Below are 22,548 nucleotides of genomic sequence, written 5' to 3' on the forward strand. Positions count from 1 at the left end.
CCATTGTATATAAAGAACAAAGTCTTGCGTTTTGCCATTTTCATCATTTTTGTGCTGCTGATCATCTATTTAAGCTCGAAGGTGAACTTTGTTTTTCAGCCGCTGCTTTCATTAATTCAGGTTGTGGCTATTCCATTCATGCTCGCAGTTTTCTTCTACTACCTGATCAGGCCGCTCGTCAGATATATGGCAAAGTACAGGATCAACCGGACCGCTTCGATTCTGCTTATTTATTTGCTCTTTGCTCTTGCGCTGGTTTGGTTCAGCGCCAGCCAGTGGCCGCGGCTTCAGGAGCAATTGGTCAGCTTTCTGAATAATATCCCGAACCTGTTCCATGAATTGGGGGAAAGAATCAACGAGCTGGAGCAAAGCGGATTTCTCTCTTCGTTGTTTCCGGAGGGCGCCAGCCCGCTGTCTTCGGTAACCGATTATTTGAACAAGGGTCTCGCACTTTTGACGAACTCTGTAGGAGGAGTTGTCTCCTTTGTATCCGACTTCACGGTTGTGCTGTTCACGTTCCCGATCCTCCTGTTCTTCATGCTCAAGGAAGAAGGAAAGTTAGGCAAGCGGATCGCCGGTGCGGCGCCAACCCGTTTCCAAGACGATACCCGTTCCATCATTACCGAAATTGATCAAATGCTGAGCGGGTTTATTATCGGGAGAGTGCTGATTAATCTGGCGTTAGGGGTGTTGATGTACTTTGGTTTTATTCTTATTGATCTGCCTTACGCCTTCTTACTGACGGCGGTAGCCGTAATTGCGAATTTTGTGCCTTTTATAGGAGCCATCCTGTCCGCAATCCCGATTGTCATCGTCGGTTTGACGCAGTCGCCATCTACGGCTATATGGTCCCTTGTTATCATACTTGTAGCCCAGCAGATTCAAGATAACCTGGTCGCCCCTTATGTGTTCGGGAAAAGCCTGGACATTCACCCGCTTACGACCATTATTTTGGTGCTGGCCGCCGGCGATATTGGGGGCATTATCGGCATGATCATTGTGATCCCCCTGTATATGATCTTAAAGATCATTGCGGTACGTGTCTTTACTTTGTTCTTCAAGGACAAGTGGATGCAGCTATAGCCAAAGCTATTACAAGATATTCGCTATTTATGAAATAGAGATGATGGTGAGGCCATGAAATCAAATAATAAGGAAGAACAAGAGCAAGGGGATTTACTTGTCTTTAAAGAACAGTTTTTTGATATTTTTCTGTACGATTTACCTGAAAAATCCTCGGTCAAATGTGACGAATTGAGAGACAATAGTTCCGCAGAAGTTGAAGAAAAGAAAAACGTGTAGGAAGCCGCATATTGCGGCTTTTTTTCATTTCTACACAAATCAAAGTGCCTTCTGACATGGTATGAACTGGAAAATTTTCTTTAGGCAACCTTTAGATCGAATTTAAGCAATTTTAAGAGTGACTTCCTATAATACGAATGGTTAGAACCCAATCTATACATATAAAAATTACTGGGGAGTGAGTAAATGTCACAGTTTTCAATACGCCGTCCCGTAACCGTCTTTATGCTGGTTATGGCTTTATTGATCGGGGGCGGCATCTTTGTGTTAAGGATTCCGGTTGAGCAGATGCCTGAAATGCAATCTCCTGTTGTAACAGTCGTAACCAGCGTGCCGGGCGCTACACCGTCGGAAGTTGAGGAATTGGTATCCAAACCGATTGAAAGCAGTCTTGCTTCGGTAGAGAACGTGGATACGATCAGTTCTGAATCTCAGGAAGGATCATCCATGGTTACCGTTCTGTTCAATTGGGGCGTTGATCTGGATCAGGCGACGATAGATATCAGGGATAGCTTGGACAGCGTCAGGGACTCTTTACCGGATTCCGCCAAATCTCCACGGATCATGAAGCTCAACGTAAATACAGAGCCAATCATTAACCTGTCTTTAACCGGGGATATAGATGTTAATACCTTAAAGCCAATTGCTGAGGATGTTGTCCAGCCGAGTCTTGAAAGAATAGCTGGGGTTGCCTCAGTAAGTGTAACAGGGGGGCAAGACCGTTTAATTCGTATCACGCTGGATCCATTGAAACTTGAAAGCTATGGGATCACACTGGACCAGGTGACCCAGGCGCTTTCAGATCATAACCTGTCGGGCTCCGCCGGGGCCGTGGCAAAGGGAAGCACTGAAGTACAGATTCGTATTCAGGGAGAATACAAGGCGGTTTCAGAAATGGGAGAAACTCCGATTCCAGTTGGCTCGGGAACAGTCAAATTGAAAGAAATTGCTACGATCGTGGATGATTTCTCCGATGTCACTTCCATTTCTACTTACAACGGACAACCGAGTATCAACATCGGGGTCACAAAAGCGTCTGGAGGCAATACGCTGCAGATTGCCAAGGCTGTAAAGGAAAGCCTGGATTCCATCCGGCAGAAGCTGCCGGATGGCACCGAGCTTGAGCTGGTTACAGATTCCTCTGAGTCGATTAACGATTCTATGTACCTGTTAATAGAGCATACAATCTTGGGAATTGTTATCGCAGCCATTGTCTTATTGTTGTTTCTGAACAGCGCGCATTCGACGATCATCGCGACCATTGTTATTCCGATTTCATTTGTGGCTACATTCATCATGATGTATTTCACAAATCAGACCATTAACATCATTTCTCTTGCCGGTTTGCTGCTCGGGTTGGGTTCCTTTGTAGACTTTGCGGTCGTGATCATTGAGAATATTTTCAGACAGCGGCATGAGGGGAAAAGCATGCTGCAGGCAGCTCTCGAAGGTTCAAAGCAGGTCGGCAATGCCGTCATGGCGTCTGCTCTCGCACAGATTGTGGTTTTCCTCCCGGTTCTGTTTGTAGAGGGTCTTGCAGGGCAACTGTTCATACCACTAGCCTTGACAGTCATCTTCTCCCACATCGCGGCATTGGTTGTTTCCTTAATGCTTGTTCCGATGATGAGCTCCCGCTTCCTGCCCAAAGTTCCGGATGAGTCGCTATATACGTCAGGCGCTTACCGCGGCGTGAATCCGATCGTTTGGTTTAATATTGGATTCGAGAAGTTCAAACAAGGCTACAGCAAAACGCTGAATTGGAGCATGAATCGCAGAAAAACCGTCATCGTGGCTACCCTTCTGATGTTTATAGGTGCTGGAGCACTGACAACTTTGGTCAAGATGGAGTTTATCCCAAGTGGCGATCAAGGACAATTCAGCGTATCGGTTAAAATGCCAAATGGAACAAAGCTGGAGGAGACCCAGAGGATCGTCCAGCAAATCGAAAATGAAATATTGAATATCCCTGAATTGGATAAGATGACGGCAACCGTAGGTTCTGCTGGCGGGTACAGTACCGTAAATCCGACGAATGCAGCAACACTCAATGTAACCCTGGTGGAAGGGCACACGCGTTCTACAGACCAGGTTGTGTCGGAACTGCGTGGCAAGATTACCAGCCTGCCGGATGCGGAGGTTACAATCAGCGCGTCAGAAAGCTTCTCTTCCGGTGCTGCTGTGCAAGTCAACTTAAAAGGCGACGATATGGACGTATTAAGGGAGCTTTCCGATCAGCTCGTCGAGCAAGTTAAAAATATTGAAGGAACAGTTAACGTTGCCAGCACACTGGATTCTGTAAGGGAAGAGTATGAAGTGACCATTAACCGCCAGCTTGCAGCCCGGTACGGACTGTCGGCAGCGCAAATTTTGTCGGCTGTGCGTACTTCCTTCGATGGCTCTGTCGCTACAACGTACCGTACCGGAGATGACCAGATTGATGTTCGGATTTCACTGCCCGAACAATACAAACAGGACTTCGCTTACCTGGAAAGGCTGCGGATAACAACTGCCCAAGGACTCGACGTTCCGCTGTCTGCGGTTGCAACTTTAAGCCAAGTGCAAGTACCTGACACGATTACACGTGCAGATCAGGTACGTCAGGTTAAAATTACGGGCGATATTGATGGCAGAGACATAACTGCTGTTAATCGGGATGTGGCCAACCTCTTAAGCCATCTGCAGCTGCCTGAAGGCTACTCTACCGACACCAGCGGTGGCGAAGAGGAGCAGATGATAGAATCATTTATAAACCTCGGTATTGCGATGCTGCTGTCTATTGTACTGATTTATATGGTTATGGCCGGTCAGTTCGAATCTCTCTTTACACCGTTTGTGATTATGTTCTCCATCCCGCCAACCTTTATAGGTGTAGTACTGGGATTGGTATTAACAGGAACGACTTTGAGTGTACTGGCTATTATCGGATATATCATGCTCACAGGACTTGTTGTTAACAATGCGATTGTCTTGATTGATTTTATTATTCAACTCCGCAAGGAAGGAATGGACAGGGAAAAAGCGATCCTGATGGCGGCTACCGAGCGGCTGCGGCCGATTCTGATGACGATGCTTGCAACAGTTCTTGCTTTGCTGCCAGTGGCATTTTCCCAAGAGCCAAGCAACCAGGAAATAGCTCCTATGGCAATGATCGTTGTATTTGGTCTTTCTTTCTCATCGATCATTACCTTAATACTGATTCCTGTCGTCTATATTTTGCTGGATAACATGACGGTCAGACACAACAACCGCAAAATAAAACGCCAGCAGGAAAGAGATGCCAGAAAGCAAGGCAAGCTTGAGCAAAACAGTGTACAGCCCTAAAAGCAGAACATAGTGAGGTGGGAAAAAATGAATACAAAAAGCATGACCATGATATCGGCTTTTGCTTTATCCGCGGCGCTGGCCGGATGCTCCGGGGGAGAGTCTCCGGCAGCTGCACCCGCGGAACAAGCAGCCGTGTCTATCGAAGTTGGGCAGGTAACAAGGGGAAGTATTGAAGCAGAGGCGGGTATAGTCGGTTCGCTGACTCCTAATAAAACGGTTCAGGTTGCTCCGGAGATTACCGGGGCGATCGCAAGCATCAACTTGCACATTGGCCAAAATATAAATAAGGGGGATGTCCTGTTTATACTGGATCAGAAGGACATTGAGGATAGCATTACTCAGGCTCAAGAATCCTATAACGTGGCGCTAGCAGATCTGAAACAAGCGCAGAATAGTGCAGAGCAGTCAGTACAGCAGGCTGAATCGGGCGTAGACCAGGCTAAAAGCGCCCTCGTTCAGCAGCAAAGCTCAATTGAACAAGCGAAAAGCTCCGTTGCAGATGCAGAGAGCTCTCTGCGCGATGCACAAAATATGCTGAACCGTACTCAGCAGTTGTTTGCCGCCGGAGCCGTATCCCAAACGGAACTTGAACAGGCGCAGACTACGGCCAGACAAGCGCAAAGCGCTCTGGATAATGCCAAACTCACGCTTAGAAATGCGCAATCTTCCTTGGAAAGCGCACAGACGACCTATAACAACGCTGTGAAGTCGCTTCAGCTTGCCCGTAACGGATCCGCGGTTGATGTATCCCGTGCGAGCGTCAATCAAGCCCGCTCCAATCTGCAGACAGCACGCAGCCAACTGACGGACGCGACAGTGAAAGCACCGATGTCGGGGACCATCTCCGCCGTTAACGGAACAGCAGGCCAGCTTGTCAGTTCACAGGCATCCGTGGTCACCATTGCAAATACGAATCCGGTCCTGGTGAAAGTAAATTTAGCCGAATCTGAAATGATGAATGTGAAATTGGGATCCTCGGTTGCGGTGGAAATTCCTTCACTGGAGAAAAGAATCAATGCCAAAGTCACAGCAATCAGCTCTGTAATGGATGAAAACCTGCGGGCTTTTCCAGTTGAAATATCCATAGAAAACCCGTCTAATACGCTTAAAGCAGGCATGGTAGCCAATGTATATACCCAATCCGGGGCAGCGGAGGGGCTGCTTATTCCTCAGGCTGCTGTAACGGAAAAGGCGGGGACAAAATACGTCTACATTGTAGAAGGGAATGCAGCCAAACAGGTGGAGATCACGACGGGAGAAGAGAGTGCCAAACAGGTGGAAGTAACTGAAGGTCTCTCGGAAGGGCAGCAAATCGTTGTAAAGGGTGCCACCATGCTTACTGACGGTGCGCAGGTATCTATCTTGAATCAATGAACACGCCCGAATTTTGGAAATGAATGAGCTATTGCCCGAACGTACACAAGAACTGCCCTTGTGTACGTTTTTTTTGTTGGCATTTTCCCGTATTATATAATAATGCTTGTATAGAATGACCATTCTTTTTGGCATAGGCATATAGAGGTGAAAAATGAATAATAAAAGAGCTGCCACTCCAAATGAAACGGAGAGAATCTTGACTTCCAGAGTTCCGGTTCTGATTTGGGTGGCCATCATATATAGCGAGGTCATGATATTTCAGCTTCTCAGTGAACCGATGCTTCTGAGGAGTATTCTGTTTACAGTGGCAATGGCAGTGCATTCCTGTTTATATTGGTTTTCGGAAAGGCTTGTAAGGTACGGACCCTGGCTATATTGGTTTGGGCACAGGTTTGTAAGGTATGGGCCCTGGCTATATTTTGTCCTGCAAGGGGCTATCATTTTTGTAAGCTCATTTCTTCTGCCCGTCGGCTTTCCGATTGTCCTGGTTTGCCTGATTCCCGTTCTGATCGGTCAAGGAGTGGGCGTTTATTATCAACCGTTGAAGGTAACGATGCTGTTTCTGGCACTCTATCTTCTGTTTTGTGCTGTGGTGATCTGGTTTCATAATGGGGAAAAAATCGGCATTCTCATGCCTGTTCTTATTATGCTGATTGTCGTGGTCGTTGCGTATGCACTGCTTTTCTATCAGCAGGTCCATGCCAGAGTCAGGACCCAGACCTTTCTCCGCGAGCTGGAGATCGCCCATCAGAAGGTGGAGGAGCTTACGCTGGCTAATGAACGGCAGCGTATGGCGCGTGACCTGCATGATACGCTTGCCCAGGGACTGGCGGGGCTTATTATGCAGCTGGAAGCCATCGATGCACACATGACAAAAGGCGGAGCGAAAAGAGCGCATGAAATCGTGCAGCAGTCCATGTCTCAGGCCAGACGGTCTCTGTCCGAAGCGAGAAGAGCCATCGATGATCTCAGATCCAAATCCGCTGTAGAAGTTGATTTTAAGGAGGCTGTTCGGGAAGAAGCACAGCGATTCACCATGGCTACAGGCATCCCTGTTGACCTGGAACTCGATGTGAAAGCCTCATTATCTACGCTGGTTACAGAGCATGCGCAGCACATCGTAAGAGAATGCTTAACCAACGTGGCCAAGCATGCTCATGCCAAGATTGTATACATTCGTATGATGAATATTGAACAGGTGTTGCGTATGCAAATAAGAGACAATGGAAAAGGATTTAACATTCAAACCATTGGAAGAAAAGCCGGACATTACGGATTGATCGGGATACAAGAGCGCGTGCGATTGCTTGGTGGAAGCATGAACATTCAAAGCTCTGCACGGGAAGGGACATCTATCGAAATTGAGATGCCATTGGCAAAGGAGGCTCGTTATGAAATTTAAAGTGTTCATTGTTGATGATCATTGGGTCGTCAGGGAAGGATTAAAGCTTATTCTTGAAACCGACAGCCAATACGAAGTCGCCGGGGAAGCGGAAGAGGGACGCACTGCTCTCAGCCTAATCGAGGAGTTGGCTCCGGATGTCATATTGATGGATTTGAACATGCCCGGAATGAGTGGGCTCGAAACCATGGAGGCGCTTAGAGAAAGAAATAACAAGACACCTGTCATTATTCTGACGACATATAATGAAGATGATTTAATGATTAAAGGCCTATCGTTGGGAGCAAAAGGGTACTTACTCAAGGACACAAGCCGGGAAAATTTATTTCGGACACTTGAATCCGCCCTGCGCGGAGAAACTCTGCTTCAACCGGAAATTACGGCAAAAGTGTTTGCGGACAGATTGAAAAAAGAGACGGCTACAGCTCCAGTCCGCGAACAAAGCTTAATTAGCGAGAAAGAAATGTTCATTCTGCAATCGATCGCCCGCGGCTGCAGAAGCAAAGAAATAGCCTTTGATCTGGGCATTTCCGAAAGGACCGTAAAGGCTCATCTTACAAATATCTACAACAAATTGGGTGTCGATTCCCGCTCGGAAGCAGTGGCTGTTTCCGTAGAACGGGGGATTCTCCATTTATGATTGCCCGGTCGTACATAAGGGTCTTGCCCTTTTGTACGATTTTTTTATTTGGTCATTAATATAACATCTAAATCAGGAGATGTGTAATCTCTCAAAGGGGGAGAGGAATGAATTCAATTCATAAGGACGAACAAGAGCATCTATGTCTCAAGGAGCCGGTTTTTGATTTTTTTCTTTACTATTTACCTGAGTTTTCTCACAAGGCAGAAAACAGGAAAGAGGGCAATAAACCCTCGAAAAAAGATGAAAAATTGGATTAATGTAAAAAAACGTGAGGGAAAAAGTGCGCCTATGGTGCATATTTTGTGCTCACGGCTTTTTTGCGTTCTGGGAGAAAAAATGCATAAGTACATAAAATGTTATTTGTATGACTTGGCATGGTATATTATGGGCGTCACCTGCTTCCACTACTGTAAGTGTATATCTGAAACCGTATGGGGGGATCATTATGTTTACGAATATAGTACCATCATGGTACATATCAGCAATCTGCGAGAGAAATTTGAACGGGATAAACCTAGAAAAATAATACTTGGTCCGTTGGAGGGAAGTCATTGTTTATAAAAAACAAGGTTCTGCGTTTCACCCTATTCATCATCTTCGTGCTGTTAATCATTTATTTAGGCTCGAAGGTAAACTTTGTTTTTCAGCCATTGCTTTCATTGATTCAGGTGGTAGCTGTTCCGTTGCTGCTCGCGGTATTCTTCTACTACCTGATCAGGCCGCTCGTCAGATATATGGCAAAATACAGGATTAACCGGACCGCTTCGATTCTGCTTATTTATTTGCTCTTCGCTCTCGCGCTGGTTTGGTTCAGCGCCAGCCAGTGGCCACGGCTCCAGGAGCAATTGATCAGCTTTCTGAATAATATCCCGAACCTGTTCGATGCCTTGGGGGAGACGATCAACGAGCTGGAGCAAAGCGGATTTCTCTCATCGCTGTTTCCGGAGGGCGCCAGCCCGCTGTCTTCGGTGACCGATTATTTGAACAAGGGTCTCGCACTTTTGACGAACTCTGTAGGAGGAGTTGTCTCCTTTGTATCCAACTTCACGGTTGTGCTGTTCACGTTCCCGATCCTCCTGTTCTTCATGCTCAAGGAAGAGGGAAAGTTAGGCAAGCGGATCGTCGGTGCGGCGCCAACCCGTTTCCAAGACGATACCCGTTCCATCATCACAGAAATTGATCAAGTGCTGAGCGGATTTATTATCGGGAGAGTGCTGATCAATCTGGCGTTAGGGGTGCTGATGTACTTCGGCTTTATTCTTATTGGCCTGCCATACGCCTTTTTACTGACGGCGGTAGCCGTGATCGCGAATTTTGTGCCTTTTATAGGAGCCATCCTGTCCGCGATTCCGATCATCATTGTCGGTCTGACGCAGTCGCCATCAACGGCTATATGGTCCCTTGTTATTATACTTGTAGCCCAGCAGATTCAAGACAACTTGATCGCCCCTTATGTGTTCGGGAAAAGCCTGGACATTCACCCGCTCACGACCATCATCCTGGTGCTGGCCGCCGGCGATATTGGGGGCATTATTGCGATGATCGTTGTTATTCCTCTCTATATGATCGTGAAGATCATTGCGGTGCGTGTCTTTACTTTATTCTTTAAGGACAAATGGATGCAGTTATAGCTAAAGATCGTTTTTTAAGATATTCCCTATTTATGGAAAAGAGATGATGGTGAAACCATGAAATTAAATAAAAAGGAAGAACAAGAGCAAGGGGATTTATTAGTCTTTAAGGAACAGTTTTTTGATTTTTTTCTTTACTATTTACCTGAGTTTTCGCGAAAGGCCGAAGATAGAAAAGATGGGGGGAAATCCTCGAAAAAAGAAGAGGAAATAGACGATGACATACCTGTTTCTCCTGAATGTAAAAAGAAAATCAACTCTTTAGATGCTGATTAAATCAGAAATGTTCAAATGCTCCTCTATAGGCAGACAGGTGAAATCATGAAATCCTGTTTCGCCCAGGGGAGTTTTTTTATGGCCCAAATGAACGACTCTTTTGATAGTAAGGCTCCGTCAGACAATCGGCATACGGGCCCCGATCGCGTTAAAGACGCTGGCAGCAGGTTTGTATCCTGAAAAACAAATCCGTAAGTGAGCATGTTCTCTCCACAAAAGCATACTTGTGAGGGGAGAGGCTGTTCAAGAAGGAGGATTATTATGACAACCTGGAATTTGGAAGAAACAAATTGCCATCTCCTTATTTGTAATGGAAGCAGCTGCATGCGGCGGCAGGCCGAAGAAGTGACGCAAGCTATAAGGGACGAGATTGCCTTGCTCGCAGCGGACCGGCAAATACATACGACGCGCACACGCTGCAACGGACGCTGTGCCGATGCCTGTGTGGTAATCGCTTATCCGGAAGGCGTTTGGTATAAACATATCACTCCCGAGCTGGGCAGGGAGCTGGTCCGTCGACATGCTGCCGGAGGCCGCTTGGAGGAGCAAATCGTTTACTCGTTCGATGAACGCTTTGTATCCTCCGGGCTTTCGGTTACAGGTCAGGAAAAGTAATCTGCTGTCAGAAAGTGAAAAAAGAGGCCGTCCGAAGTAGAGTTATTCTACCTGGACGGCCTTAGCTGTCTGCATGGGGAAAGTGCTTATATCCTTCTATTCTGCCACACAAGCGGCAAACTGTGTGCGGAACCACTCTTCATCCAAATTTCTGCCGATGATGACGAATTCGCTGACCCGTGCTTCATCCAGTCTCCAGTCCCGGTCCGGGTACGCACCAAACAGCATATGTATTCCTTGGAATACCACTCTTTTGTTAGTGCCTTTGATATTTAAGACCCCTTTGTAGCGGAATGTATCCACACCATGATCCACCAGCCATTCATGAATGAAACGCTCCACCTTTTTTAGATCAAGCGGGCGGGACTCGCGGAAAAAGACGGAGGAAACCTCGTCATCATGATCATGATGGTCTTCTTCCAAAAAGCCGGGTTCAATCTCCAGTTTTTTCTCCAAATCGAAAGCGCCAATGCCCAGAATGTGTTCGATTTCGATTTGGGAATGGCGGGTGCGGTAGATCTTGGCCGCCTGGTTCATCGCGTGCAAGCGCTGCTCCAGATGCACGAGCTCCTCTTCCGAAACGAGATCGGTTTTGTTTAAAAGCAGCACATCGGCGAAAGCGACCTGCTCCTGCGCTTCATGGCCTTCATCCAGGTGCTGGCCCGCATGCTTGGCATCCACAAGCGCAACGACCGCATCGAGATTATAGAATTCGGCGATTTCATCGTCGACAAAAAAGGTTTGCGCCACCGGAGCAGGATCGGCCAGGCCAGTGGTTTCAATCAGCACACGGTCAAAGTCGGCCTTGCGGCCTCCCTTTCCGAGCTTCGCATCCTTCAGATCACCGAGAATGCGGATGAGATCGCCCCGGACCGTACAGCAAATGCAGCCGTTGTTCATTTCAAAGATTTCTTCGTCAACTCCCACGACAAGCTGGTTATCGATGCCAACTTCTCCGAATTCGTTGACAATGACCGCAATTTTCTGGCCATGCTCTGCAGTTAATACATGATTAAGCAGTGTTGTTTTTCCTGCGCCGAGAAACCCGGTCAATACCGTTACGGGAATGCGGGGGTCTTGTAAAGTTGCCATTAATTTCACTCCTTAGCTAAGGGTCCTCCCTTAATAGTAAAAATTACTATTAAAAGTATAGAAGTTGACGAGCAAATTGTCAAATTTATGAACCATACGAGAATAACCCGTAATTTTTTATATTGACGACAACATATAAGGTGGATATAATTTACAACAGTTAATTGTAATTATTACTATTAAATACAAGGAGTTCAATCATTATTTTTGATGGATGGGAGATGGAGATGAGGCGGGAAATCGAATTTGTCAAAGTAAACCCCACACAAAACATGACCATTCTTGTAACAACAAAGCATCGTGCGGAGGAATATGCCCACATTGCTTCAAAAGTGATGTCCTATGAGAACGTTTATGCCGAACAAGTGGGCTTCATCGAACAGCCGGTTAAACCTGAAGCGGCTGCTCATCTTCAAATGGCGGGAGGTGAGTTTTGTGGTAATGCTTGCATGGCTTTGGCCGCCTTAATAGCGTCCGAGAAAGGGATCGCTGCGGGTGGTGTGATGAACATCGAATTGGAGGCATCGGGGAGTGAGCAAATAGTTAGCTGTCAGGTCAAGAAAATCAAGGAAGGCTATATCTGCCGGATGGATATGCCTGTCCCCCGGAAAATAGAACAGCAGACCGTAAGGTATGAAGGCGAGGATCTAACGATTGCTATTGTCAGGTACCATGAATTCTTTCATCTTGTGCTCGAAGTGGATAGGTTCAACAAAGCTGTGAGGAAAAAGGCACAGAGATTAGCCAAATTACTTGGAACAACATCAGGTTTCAGTGTAATCGGAGTTTTATTGTTCAGGCCGGCAGCTAACGAATTGGCTCCACTTATTTATGTGCCATCGCTGGACAGCATGATTTGGGAAAAAGGATGCGGCTCAGGAACAGCTTCACTTGGAGCCTACATGGCTTGGAAAAACAAAGGCGCAATTGCGGTGCAAATCAACCAACCAGGCGGAATCATTCACGTTGCTGCCGATAGCAGCAATAATGAGATTACAAATTTGAGCATTGAAGGCAGCGTTGAAATCGTAGCGCAGGGCCAGGCATATCTCAATATCTAAATTGACACGGGAGCGAGGAGAACGGATGAACAGGACAGCAAGACTTTTGGATTTAATGAAGGGATATCTGGATAAGTTCAAAACTCTGGCGGCAAGTTACGACGGCACTGTCCATCACAGCTCGGAGCTGGCGTTCACCGTCGACGCTTACGCTGCTTTCATCACCGATAAGAAGAATCAACCGGCGTGGGAGCAGCTCGAGAAACAAAGCGCTGATGACATCAGCCAGCTTGTGGCGAAGTTAAGAAAGACGTCGGCGCAATGTGTTGCCATTATGGAAAAGTATCGTGCAATGATGCTGTTGAACGGAAATGCCGGACGGACCGATTATTTTAAAAATATTGAAGACTGCATCGAACAAGAATTCGGAAGCTTTCAGGTTACCCCTGATTCTAAGGTGTTTATGGTAGGTTCGGGTTCATTCCCGATGACGCCTTTGTTGATTGCGAAGCGAACAAATGCTGAAGTCGTGGGCATAGACATTGACGAGGAGGCCGTCGAGCTTGGACGAAGGGTAACAGAAAAGCTGGGCAGCGGCTTGCGTATCAGGTTGGATAAGGGGAGTGCAGAACAGTTTGAGATAAGGAATGTGACCCATATCATTTTTAGTTCAACGGTCGCTGACAAGTATGAGCTGCTGGATCGGCTGCATCCGCTAACCCATGAGAACGTGGTTGTGGCGATGAGATACGGAGACTCGTTGAAATCTCTATTCAATTATCCTATGCAAGCTGTGGATGAGCGCAAGTGGAGGCTGGCTGATACCATTTTGCGTCCCGACCATGTATTTGATATCGCTTTATACAAAAAAGTATAAATCCCACATCGAAAAAGGAGGTTCGTATGGACAATTTTAACCGGACTCTAATCCTAGGAACAGGACCAACTACCGTTCAGCTGGCCGTCTTGCTAAACAATAGGTTGAATTGCTGCATAGGAATTGCGGGAAGAGATTCCCTTCGTTCTGATTTATTCTATGCGTCCCTTCAGAGCAGCCAAAAGCGGATATTTGCAGAGACTCAAAATGCAAAACATCGGCAGTTGGAAGGAGAATGCCTCGTGGACGATGTGTTTCACGGGTACGAAACTGTGACGGGCGAATGGGATACCGTTATATTGTCAGTTACAACAGATGTATATCTCGAAGTCTTGCGCCGGCTCGATACCCGGATTTTAAAGCAGGCGAAGTGCATCATTTTAATTTCCCCGACCTTCGGTTCAAACCATTTGGTCCATCATTACATAAATGAGCTTCAATCGGAGGCGGAAATCATCAGCTTCTCCACCTACTTGGGCGATACGCGCTGGAAGAGCGGGGAGCCTTCGAATCGCGTGATCACTACCGGGGTAAAAAGAAAGGTTTTCATCGGTTCGACTCAAGGTTCTTCACATAACGTCAAAAGGCTCTACAAGCTGTTCGGGCAATTGGGCATCGGCTTGGAAGTCATGTCTTCCCCCATCGAAGCGGAGAGCAGAAATATTTCTTTGTACGTCCACCCGCCGCTATTTATGAACGCTTTTTCGCTTAACGCCGTATTCGATAAGGCACCCGGCAAGAAATACGTGTACAAGCTTTTTCCCGAAGGGCCCATTACACAGGCCATGATTCGCGACATGCTGGCAGCCTGGAAGGAATTGACGCAAATCATCGAAAGGCTGGGGTTCAAGGGTGTGAATCTGCTGAAGTTCATGACAGATGACAACTATCCGGTCAGGCCGGAAAGCCTGTCGCGTCATGATATCGAGAACTTCATTCATTTGGAACCGGTTCACCAGGAATATTTGTTGTACATCCGATATGCTTCATTGTTGATCGATCCATTCTCTGAACCGGACACGGAGGGACGGTACTTCGATTTCTCTGCGGTTCCCATCCGGCAGGTTTTCGTAAACAGGGAAGGAGAATGGGATGTTCCGCGAATGCCCAAAGAAGATTACTACCGGATTAAGATCATACAAGGGATTGCGAGGGGATTGGGCTTAAAATGTCCGACAATCGATAAATTTATCGCCATCTATGAGCAAAAGCTGAAGGAAGCTGCCCATGCACTAAAGGGCAAATCGTTATCCGACGCCTTTGCCGTGCAAAGCTTCGAAGAGGATGTGAAGATGATCAGCGGCGAGACCGCAACGAGTGTGGAACCGAATGATTTCAACTAAAAAACGAGTAAACGAGAAGTACCGTGGGGGGACTGTTTTTTATGATGAAAAGAAAAATGACAATTTCAGTATCTGCAGTCATGACATTATTGGTGCTGCTGCTGATCGGCTGCGGGGAAGGCAACAGTCAAAAAACAGGAGCAACAGACAAAGTTCAAGAACTGATATCCGCGACAGCAAGAGATATCAATGATATGAATCCCCATCTGTATCCGGGGTCCATGCCTGCGCAAGGGATGGTATACGAATCACTGGTTGAAAACACGAAAGACGGGATCAAGCCGTTGCTGGCCGAATCCTGGGACATCTCTGAGGATGGGAAGGTTTACACCTTTCATTTAAGAAAGGACGTGACCTTCCATAATGGAGAACCGTTTAACGCGGAAGCGGTAAAGAAAAATATGGATGCAGTGCAGAGTAATGCCGGCAAGCATTCCTGGATCAAGCTGTCGACCAGGATCGTAAGCTGCAACGTGATCGATGAGCATACGGTTGAATTGGTGTTATCGGAGCCCTATTACCCGGCTTTGGTCGAATTATCGATGACGAGACCTTATGTGTTCATCTCCCCCAAAGACTTTATCAATGGGGAAACCAAAGACGGTGTCAGCGGTTATCACGGCACAGGCCCTTACAAGCTTACCGAACATAAAACCGATCAATATGCCGTATTTGAAGCCAATGAAAATTACTGGGGCGGTGTGCCAAAAGTGAAGAGGATTGTTTCAAAGGTGCTGCCAGCGGGAGAAACGACATTTTTGGCACTGAAAAAAGGCGAGGTTAACTTCGTCTTTACGGATGATTGGGGCGCGGACAGCATTGATGTGGAAGCCATGAAGCAGCTGGCGGATTCAGGGGATTACCGGATTATTCGCAGCGAGCCGATGAATACGAAAATAATTGCGGCCAACAGCAGCAAAGCGGATAGCCCTGTGCATGAAAAGGCGGTACGCGAAGCGATTTGGCACTCGATTGACAGAGAAACAATCAGCAAGCAAATCTTTGACGACACGGAGACGCCCGCAAATACGCTGTTTTCTTCCAACGTCAACTATGCCAATGTCGAGTTGAAGCAGCGGAACTACGATCCGGGCATGGCGGAAAAAAAGCTTGAGGAAGCAGGTTGGGTCCGGCAAAACGGCAGCGAAGTCCGTATGAAAGCGGGGAGACCTCTAGCGATGAAGCTTTATTATGACGTGAGTTCTTCTTCCCAAAAAACACAGTCCGAAATGATCCAAAATACGTTGAAAAACATAGGGGTTCAGTTGGAACTGATCGGCGAAGAACCCTCTTCGATCGCCAACCGAAGGGCAACGGGCGATTATGATCTGCTGTTCAATCAAACGTGGGGGCTGGCCTATGACCCGCAAAGCACAGTCGCCGCCTTTACTTCCGAATCTTCTTATTATCATACGACAAGCGGCATACCACAGGCCGATGAACTCTACAAGAAAATCGAAGAAGTGATGGTATCTACGGATGAGAATGCACGAAAGTCGTTATATGCGGATATTTTAACGATTGTCCATAATGAAGCTGTCTTTATTCCTATTACGAACGGCAATATCACAATTGTGGCTCCGACAAATCTGCAAGGCATTTCCTTTAAGCAGACACAGTATGAGCTGCCTTTCGAGCAGATGTACTTAGAGTAGTTTCATATTAAAAGGAGGCTGTAATGCGCGGTTATATCGTCAGACGATTGCTGTTAGCGGTTCCTTTGCTTCTATTGATTTCGTTTTTCACGTTTTGTCTGATCCATCTTTCACCGCTTGATCCGGTTGAAGTCGTGCTGCGGGCACAAGGCGTGCCGAGTATCACGAGTGAGCTCATCGCAGAAACGAGGGCGTCTCTTGGGATGGACCGGCCGTTCCTGATCCGTTATTTCGATTGGCTCATCTCATGCCTGCAGCTTGATTTCGGAAGCTCATATGTCACGGGAAAACCGGTGTGGTCCCTGCTGGGTCCGGCTTTTCTCAATACATTTAAATTAACGATGGTTTCGGTTGTCGCCATTATCGTGATATCCATTGCACTCGGTGTCATCTGTGCGCTGCGGGAAGGAAAGATGCTGGACAAGTCGATCAGAGGCGTCTCCTTTTTTCTGGCATCCATGCCATCCTACTGGCTTGGAACCCTCCTCGTCTGGTATTTCTCCGTCAAGCTTGATTGGCTTCCGACAAGCGGAATGGACTCGGTTCAAAGCTACATTCTGCCGATCACCGTTCTGACGGTCAGCTACGCAGGGATCTACTTCCGGATCGTCAGAAGCTCCATGTTAAGTAACTTAAATGAGGACTATGTGCTGTACGGCAGAGCTTGCGGTTTGCCGGAGAGAAAGATTACGCTCCGGATATTGAGAAACTCGATGCAGGTAGCGGTTTCGGTGTTCTGCATGGCAATTCCCATTATTCTGGGAAGCACCGTCGTCGTGGAAAATATCTTTGCATGGCCTGGATTGGGGACATTGACCGTAAACTCCATTCTTGGCCGGGATTTCCCCATCATACAGGCCTATGTTCTAGTATTAGCCGTAGCCTTTGTGCTGTTCAACACCGTCTCTGACCTGATCAATGCGGTGTTAAACCCTAAGTTAAGGAAGGGCCTTTAAGATGAGGGTATTAAAAAATATTTGGAACGACAAATTAGCGGCTCTATCCTTATCCATTATTACCGCCGTCGTGATCGTTGGTATATTTGCTCCCTTTTTTGCGCCTCATGACCCGGAGGAAGTGCGTATGGAGCTGCGATACGCTTCCCCGTCCTGGGCATACCTGTTCGGCAATGATCATCTTGGGCGATGCATATTATCCAGATTGATTTATGGAATTCGTCCCAGTGTGCTTTGGGTGTTCGTTGCACTCGCCGTATCAGTAGGTATTGGGGCGATGCTCGGTTTCATTGCCGGTTATTTCGGTGGAAAAACGGATTCCTTCATGATGAGAATTTGCGACATTATGCTTTCGTTCCCTGGTTATGTCATGTCACTGGCGGTGGTCGGAATTCTGGGAGCAGGGCTTGAGAACATTCTGATTGCGTTTGTATTGATGAAATGGGCCTGGTTTGCCCGAGTTATTCGAACGGCCGTGATGAAATATGCCGAATCCGATTACGTCAAATTCTCCAAAGTATTGGGAGTCAGCAACATTAAAATCATAATGAAGCATGTCATTCCGGTGTCGCTCCCGGAAATCGCGGTCATTTCCAGCAGCTCCTTCGGGACGATGATTTTGCAAATATCAGGCTTTTCATTTCTCGGTTTGGGAATCCAGGCACCCCATGCGGAATGGGGGATGATGCTGAATGAAGCGAAAGAGGTCATGTTTTCAAGGCCGGAGCTCATGTTAGCCCCGGGTTTGGCCACTGTGATCGTCGTATCGGCCATTAACTTTTTGTCCGACGCGCTTCAAGTCGCTTTAGACCCCAAATTGATGAGCACGAGTTCCAAACTGCAAGGAGAGATAGCCCCCCTGGGTGAGACAGAAAAGAAGAGAGAGGGAATGAATCTTTTATGAACGTTTTGGAAGTGTCGAATTTGCGAGTCCGGGATAGCCTTACTGGAAAAGTCATCGTCTCCAACAGTTCGTTTCATGTCAAGCAAGGAGGCTGCCTGGCTGTTGTGGGGGAGAGCGGAAGCGGGAAATCCGTGACCTGCAGAGCCATTCTGAAGCTGAATAAAGCAGGTATCCGCCAATCCGGCACCGTACGGTTCAATGGCGTAAACTTGAACGAGCTTTCCGAAAGAGAAATGAGAAAAATGCGTGGAAAACATCTGTACATGATTTTGCAGCAGGGCATGCGTGCTTTTGATCCTTCAAGCGTCATCGGCATGCACATCAAGGAGACGCTTGGGCAGCATTACGGCTGGAATAAAAGCGAGATCACGGCCAAAATGAAAAACGCGATGGAAAGGGTGATGCTGAAGGACCCGGCCGAAACTCTGAACAAGTATCCGCATCAGCTGTCGGGCGGCATGCTGCAGCGGATCATGATCGCATTGGCCATCGTGCTGGAGCCTGACATCATCATCGCCGATGAACCGACGACGGCACTCGATACGATCTCTCAATTCGAGGTCGTAGAGCAGTTGATTCGATTACGGGCCGAAACGGGCTGCTCCATGATTTTCGTGTCCCACGATTTGGGCCTTGTCAAGAAAGTGGCGGATGAGATTCTGGTCATGAAAGATGGAGAAATTGTGGAAAGAGGAACGACACAGGCTATATTCTCTGAAGCTGAGCATGAGTACACCCGACATTTGGTAAATGCGAAGCTTGCCTTGAATCAGCATTTTAAGAAAATCATGGGGGGGTGCTGACGTTGTTGACTGTTGAAGATGTTGAGAAGTCCTATACAAAGCACGGAATCTTTTCAAAAGAAAAGCAGAAGGTGCTTCATAATATCAGCTTTGAAGTCAATGCGGGGGAGTGTCTCGGCATTATTGGCGAAAGCGGAAGCGGAAAATCCACATTGGGACGCTTGCTGCTGGGGATTGAGAAACCCGATCGGGGAACCGTTTGCTTTAATGGAAAAAGAATAGAGGATCGAAAAGCCAGGCTCGGCAATATCAGCGCTGTATTTCAGGATTATACCTCTTCTATCCATCCGTTTTTTACTGTGGAACAGGCCATGCTGGAGCCCTTGATGCTGAGGCGAAAGATTCATGAAGATATTCATAGCAAGATCGATGTTCTCCTGCGGCAGGTTGGCCTTTCCCCCTCTTATCGAAAAAAATTCCCCCATGAGCTGTCGGGCGGGGAAGCGCAGAGAGTATGCATCGCAAGAGCGGTCGCCACGGAGCCGAAGTGCATTTTATTGGATGAGGCGGTTAGTTCGTTGGATGGCCCCGTTCAATTTCAAGTGCTTGAATTGCTCAAAAGCTTGAGGAAAATTTACAGTATGAGCTATATCTTCATTACCCACGACATTCAGGCTGCAGCCTATATTTGCGACAGAGTCATGATTATCCGAAAGGGCCAAATTGAAGAGATCGTCCCAGTTCAATTATTAAAAGATGTACAGTCAGCGTATTCAAGAAAATTGCTGCAGATGATGATAACGTAAATATATGAGCAAGAAAAGCGGTTGAATGGTTGTAGTGGAAGGAGCGGAGAAATGTGAGAGGAGCCCTGTCTTGGCCTTTTCTGCGGTTATACATGCTGACACTTCTGTACTTTAGCGCCAACTCCATTTTGAATGTGATCATTCCTTTGAAGGGAGACGCGCTGGGGGCGAACAACACGACCATCGGGATCATCATGGGGGCTTATTTGTTTACGACGATGATCTTTCGGCCCTGGGCCGGCAGGGTGATCCAGAAGCAAGGTCCGGTCAACGTGCTGCGCTCCATTCTGGTCATAAATGGATTGGCATTATTACTGTATACGTTTACTGGATTAGGAGGTTATTTTTTCGCCCGGACGCTGCAAGGAGTATGCACCGCATTTTTCTCCATGTCGCTGCAGATCGGCATTATTGATGCGCTGCCGGAAAAGGACCGTTCTCAAGGCATATCGATGTATTCCTTGTGCGCTTCCATGCCTGGGGTTATTGGTCCATTGCTGGCCGTAGGCATGTGGCAGGCAGGGGATATGAATTCCTTTACATTGACGATGATCGGCATAGTCGTCCTAACGGGGATAACGGGTTTTAGCGTCAAAATGGACAAAAAGGAGGCGGGCCCGGTTAAGTCGGAAACGGGGAAGGACTCTACGATGCTGTACTCCTTCAGTCAATTGATCAAAAATCCTCATTTATTCAAGTGCAGTATTCTGATGCTGGCCGCTTCCATTGTATTTGGGGCGGTAACCACCTTTATCCCATTGTATGCCGTGCAAATCGAACACAGTAGTGCGGCCATCTTCCTTATGCTTCAGGCAGGCACCATTGTGGTTACACGCTTTTTCCTAAGAAAGAAAATCCCCTCGGACGGCCAATGGCATACATCTTTTGTGATGGGAATTATGCTCATTATTGCGGCAGCTGCGGAATGTATAAGTTTTTCCATAGTTGGCGGAGCGGCTGTATTCTATGCGGGCGCCTTGTTGATGGGAATAGCGCAGGCCCTGCTTTACCCGACGTTAACTACGTATTTGAGCTTTGTTCTGCCGCAATCTAACCGCAATGTGCTGATCGGTTTATTTATTGCAATGGCTGACCTGGGAGTCTCAATAGGAGGCGTTATCCTGGGGCCGGTTGCGGACATTTTCTCTTACTCGTTAATGTATATGATTTGCTCGCTTTTGGCAGTGTCGATGATTATTTTTGCTTATGAGCGGCGTGGGGCAGTTAAATGAGGTTTACAAATCGTAATTTTTACTATATTATGTTTTATTGTTAATATGTAATATTTACGAATAACCAAGGGGTGATTTTATCGTTCAAATACGATTCTTATCTGGTCATAGGAATTAACGGGTCATCAAATGTCTGTCCTTAGATTACATACCGGAAAATTTTGAATTAAAGAGAGGTCCTAAGAAAATGAAATTATGGAATTATAGTTTAACTGCTTTATCTCTGTCCGTAATGCTGGTTGCAGCCGGATGCGGATCGAACACAAGTTCGGAGGGTAATAAAAGCGCTGGAAACAACAGTTCGTCCACCTCAACTGAAGCATCCGCAACTATAAAGGCAACAGAAAAGCTGGAAATCAAAACGAGCTTTTATCCCATGTATGAATTTACAAGCCATATAGCAGGCGATCTGGCTAATGTGGAAAATCTCGTTCCAGCAGGTATGGAGCCCCATGACTGGGAACCGACTGCACAGGATATGGCCGCCATTACTGATGCCGATGTGCTTGTGTACAGCGGTGCGGGCATGGAAGGCTGGGCGGAACAGGTTCTCGACAGCGCCACTGGCTCCGGGCTTAAGGCCATTGAAGCCAGCCAAGGGATCGAGCTAATGGATGGTGCGGAGGAAGAGCATGAGCATGGCGAAGAGTCTCACGAAGAGAGTGAACACGCTCACGAACATGCACATGAAGACGAGGGGCACACTCATGATGAAGGTGGGCATGAAGCTGAGGACCACACTCATGATGAACATGGGCATGAAGCTGAGGGCCACGGAGAAAGCGGTCATCACCACGACCACGGGGGCTTGGACCCGCACGTATGGCTGTCACCAGCACTGGCCGTTCAGGAGGTGCGCAATATCGAAAAGGGCCTGTCCGAAGCGGCACCGCAATATAAAGAGCAGTTCAAAGTCAATGCCGATGCTTATGTAGCCGAGCTTGAAGCACTCGACAAGGATTTTGCAGCAGCCTTGAAGAACAGCAAGCGCAAGGACTTCATCACACAGCATGCCGCCTTTGGTTATCTTGCCAAACAGTACGGACTGGCCCAAGTTCCGATCGCCGGATTGTCCCCTGACCTGGAGCCGTCGCCTTCCCGGATGGCTGACATCGTCAAGTTCGCGAAGGAGCACAACGTGAAGACGATCTTTTTCGAGACGCTGGTTTCTTCCAAGGTGGCCGATACGATAGCTAACGAGATCGGAGCCAAATCCGCGGTCCTGAATCCGATTGAAGGTTTATCTGAAGAGGAGCTGGCCGACGGGCTTGATTATATTAAAGTCATGCGTCAGAATCTTGAGGCTTTAAAGGCGGCGTTAAACGAATAGTGCAATGAAATGTTGCATGGTCCACGCACCCAATATACT

Annotated in this window: 21 protein-coding genes; 20 read left to right on the forward strand and 1 reads right to left on the reverse strand. The window is 47.3% G+C overall.

Annotated features, from left to right (window positions below):
- The first annotated feature begins 3 nt into the window (after positions 1–3).
- The 10 genes from ACI1P2_RS05555 (at position 4) to ACI1P2_RS05600 (ending at position 10,570) form a co-directional block, all read left to right on the forward strand.
- Entirely contained in the window at positions 4–1,083 is a 1,080-nt protein-coding gene (locus ACI1P2_RS05555; protein WP_355317638.1) for an AI-2E family transporter, read from the forward strand.
- A 54-nt stretch (positions 1,084–1,137) separates the two neighbouring features.
- Complete coding sequence (locus ACI1P2_RS05560; RefSeq protein ID WP_355317640.1) at positions 1,138–1,302, forward strand: hypothetical protein; 165 nt, start codon at positions 1,138–1,140, stop codon at positions 1,300–1,302.
- A 186-nt stretch (positions 1,303–1,488) separates the two neighbouring features.
- The gene (locus ACI1P2_RS05565) at positions 1,489–4,623 is read left to right on the forward strand and encodes an efflux RND transporter permease subunit (RefSeq protein WP_355317642.1); all 3,135 of its coding nucleotides are present in this window, start codon (positions 1,489–1,491) and stop codon (positions 4,621–4,623) included.
- Between the two features lie 27 nt (positions 4,624–4,650).
- Positions 4,651–6,000, forward strand: a complete 1,350-nt coding sequence (locus ACI1P2_RS05570; RefSeq protein WP_355317644.1) for an efflux RND transporter periplasmic adaptor subunit — start codon at positions 4,651–4,653, stop codon at positions 5,998–6,000.
- Positions 6,001–6,199: 199 nt separating this feature from the next.
- Positions 6,200–7,405: a sensor histidine kinase gene (locus ACI1P2_RS05575; protein WP_408976140.1), complete on the forward strand. Its 1,206-nt coding sequence runs from the start codon at positions 6,200–6,202 to the stop codon at positions 7,403–7,405.
- Entirely contained in the window at positions 7,395–8,045 is a 651-nt protein-coding gene (locus ACI1P2_RS05580; protein ID WP_355317648.1) for a response regulator transcription factor, read from the forward strand. Before ACI1P2_RS05575 ends, ACI1P2_RS05580 begins: the two co-directional genes overlap by 11 nt.
- A 387-nt stretch (positions 8,046–8,432) precedes the next feature.
- Positions 8,433–8,609: a helix-turn-helix domain-containing protein gene (locus ACI1P2_RS05585; RefSeq protein ID WP_408976151.1), complete on the forward strand. Its 177-nt coding sequence runs from the start codon at positions 8,433–8,435 to the stop codon at positions 8,607–8,609.
- Positions 8,600–9,679 carry an AI-2E family transporter gene (locus tag ACI1P2_RS05590; protein ID WP_355317650.1) on the forward strand — a complete coding sequence of 360 codons (1,080 nt, stop codon included), beginning with the start codon at positions 8,600–8,602 and terminating at the stop codon, positions 9,677–9,679. The genes ACI1P2_RS05585 and ACI1P2_RS05590 overlap by 10 nt, the downstream gene beginning before the upstream one ends.
- Before the next feature lie 57 nt (positions 9,680–9,736).
- Positions 9,737–9,955 carry a hypothetical protein gene (locus ACI1P2_RS05595; protein ID WP_355317652.1) on the forward strand — a complete coding sequence of 73 codons (219 nt, stop codon included), beginning with the start codon at positions 9,737–9,739 and terminating at the stop codon, positions 9,953–9,955.
- Between the two features lie 261 nt (positions 9,956–10,216).
- Positions 10,217–10,570: a (2Fe-2S) ferredoxin domain-containing protein gene (locus tag ACI1P2_RS05600; protein WP_355317654.1), complete on the forward strand. Its 354-nt coding sequence runs from the start codon at positions 10,217–10,219 to the stop codon at positions 10,568–10,570.
- Positions 10,571–10,666: 96 nt separating this feature from the next.
- On the opposite strand, the gene ACI1P2_RS05605 is transcribed toward ACI1P2_RS05600, so the two are convergent.
- Positions 10,667–11,662, reverse strand: coding sequence for a CobW family GTP-binding protein (locus ACI1P2_RS05605; protein ID WP_355317656.1), 996 nt, complete (start codon positions 11,660–11,662; stop codon positions 10,667–10,669).
- Between the two features lie 227 nt (positions 11,663–11,889).
- Between ACI1P2_RS05605 and ACI1P2_RS05610 the strand changes: the two genes are divergently transcribed.
- The 10 genes from ACI1P2_RS05610 to ACI1P2_RS05655 all read left to right on the forward strand — a co-directional run bounded on the left by ACI1P2_RS05610 (position 11,890) and on the right by ACI1P2_RS05655 (position 22,509).
- Positions 11,890–12,723 (forward strand): diaminopimelate epimerase, encoded by an 834-nt coding sequence (locus tag ACI1P2_RS05610; RefSeq protein WP_355317658.1) that lies wholly within the window; start codon positions 11,890–11,892, stop codon positions 12,721–12,723.
- A gap of 25 nt (positions 12,724–12,748) precedes the next feature.
- On the forward strand, positions 12,749–13,540 hold the full coding sequence (locus tag ACI1P2_RS05615) for a methyltransferase domain-containing protein (protein ID WP_355317660.1): 792 nt from the start codon (positions 12,749–12,751) through the stop codon (positions 13,538–13,540).
- A 26-nt stretch (positions 13,541–13,566) separates the two neighbouring features.
- Positions 13,567–14,883 carry an opine metallophore biosynthesis dehydrogenase gene (locus ACI1P2_RS05620; protein ID WP_355317661.1) on the forward strand — a complete coding sequence of 439 codons (1,317 nt, stop codon included), beginning with the start codon at positions 13,567–13,569 and terminating at the stop codon, positions 14,881–14,883.
- A gap of 44 nt (positions 14,884–14,927) precedes the next feature.
- Entirely contained in the window at positions 14,928–16,538 is a 1,611-nt protein-coding gene (gene cntA / locus ACI1P2_RS05625; protein ID WP_355317954.1) for a staphylopine-dependent metal ABC transporter substrate-binding lipoprotein, read from the forward strand.
- A 23-nt stretch (positions 16,539–16,561) separates the two neighbouring features.
- The gene (gene opp1B / locus ACI1P2_RS05630; protein WP_355317663.1) at positions 16,562–17,494 is read left to right on the forward strand and encodes a nickel/cobalt ABC transporter permease; all 933 of its coding nucleotides are present in this window, start codon (positions 16,562–16,564) and stop codon (positions 17,492–17,494) included.
- Position 17,495: 1 nt separating this feature from the next.
- A complete protein-coding gene (gene cntC / locus ACI1P2_RS05635; RefSeq protein ID WP_355317665.1) occupies positions 17,496–18,398 on the forward strand; it encodes a staphylopine uptake ABC transporter permease subunit CntC in 903 nt (300 codons plus the stop codon).
- Entirely contained in the window at positions 18,395–19,201 is an 807-nt protein-coding gene (gene cntD / locus ACI1P2_RS05640; RefSeq protein ID WP_355317669.1) for a staphylopine uptake ABC transporter ATP-binding protein CntD, read from the forward strand. The genes cntC and cntD overlap by 4 nt, the downstream gene beginning before the upstream one ends.
- Positions 19,202–19,203: 2 nt before the next feature.
- Positions 19,204–19,947 (forward strand): ABC transporter ATP-binding protein, encoded by a 744-nt coding sequence (locus ACI1P2_RS05645; protein ID WP_355317671.1) that lies wholly within the window; start codon positions 19,204–19,206, stop codon positions 19,945–19,947.
- Between the two features lie 53 nt (positions 19,948–20,000).
- Positions 20,001–21,179 (forward strand): staphylopine family metallophore export MFS transporter CntE, encoded by a 1,179-nt coding sequence (gene cntE / locus ACI1P2_RS05650; protein WP_355317672.1) that lies wholly within the window; start codon positions 20,001–20,003, stop codon positions 21,177–21,179.
- Between the two features lie 187 nt (positions 21,180–21,366).
- Positions 21,367–22,509, forward strand: coding sequence for a metal ABC transporter substrate-binding protein (locus ACI1P2_RS05655; protein ID WP_355317674.1), 1,143 nt, complete (start codon positions 21,367–21,369; stop codon positions 22,507–22,509).
- Positions 22,510–22,548: the final 39 nt, after the last annotated feature.

The organism is Paenibacillus jiangxiensis (assembly GCF_046098255.1).
Lineage (GTDB): Bacteria > Bacillota > Bacilli > Paenibacillales > Paenibacillaceae > Paenibacillus > Paenibacillus jiagnxiensis.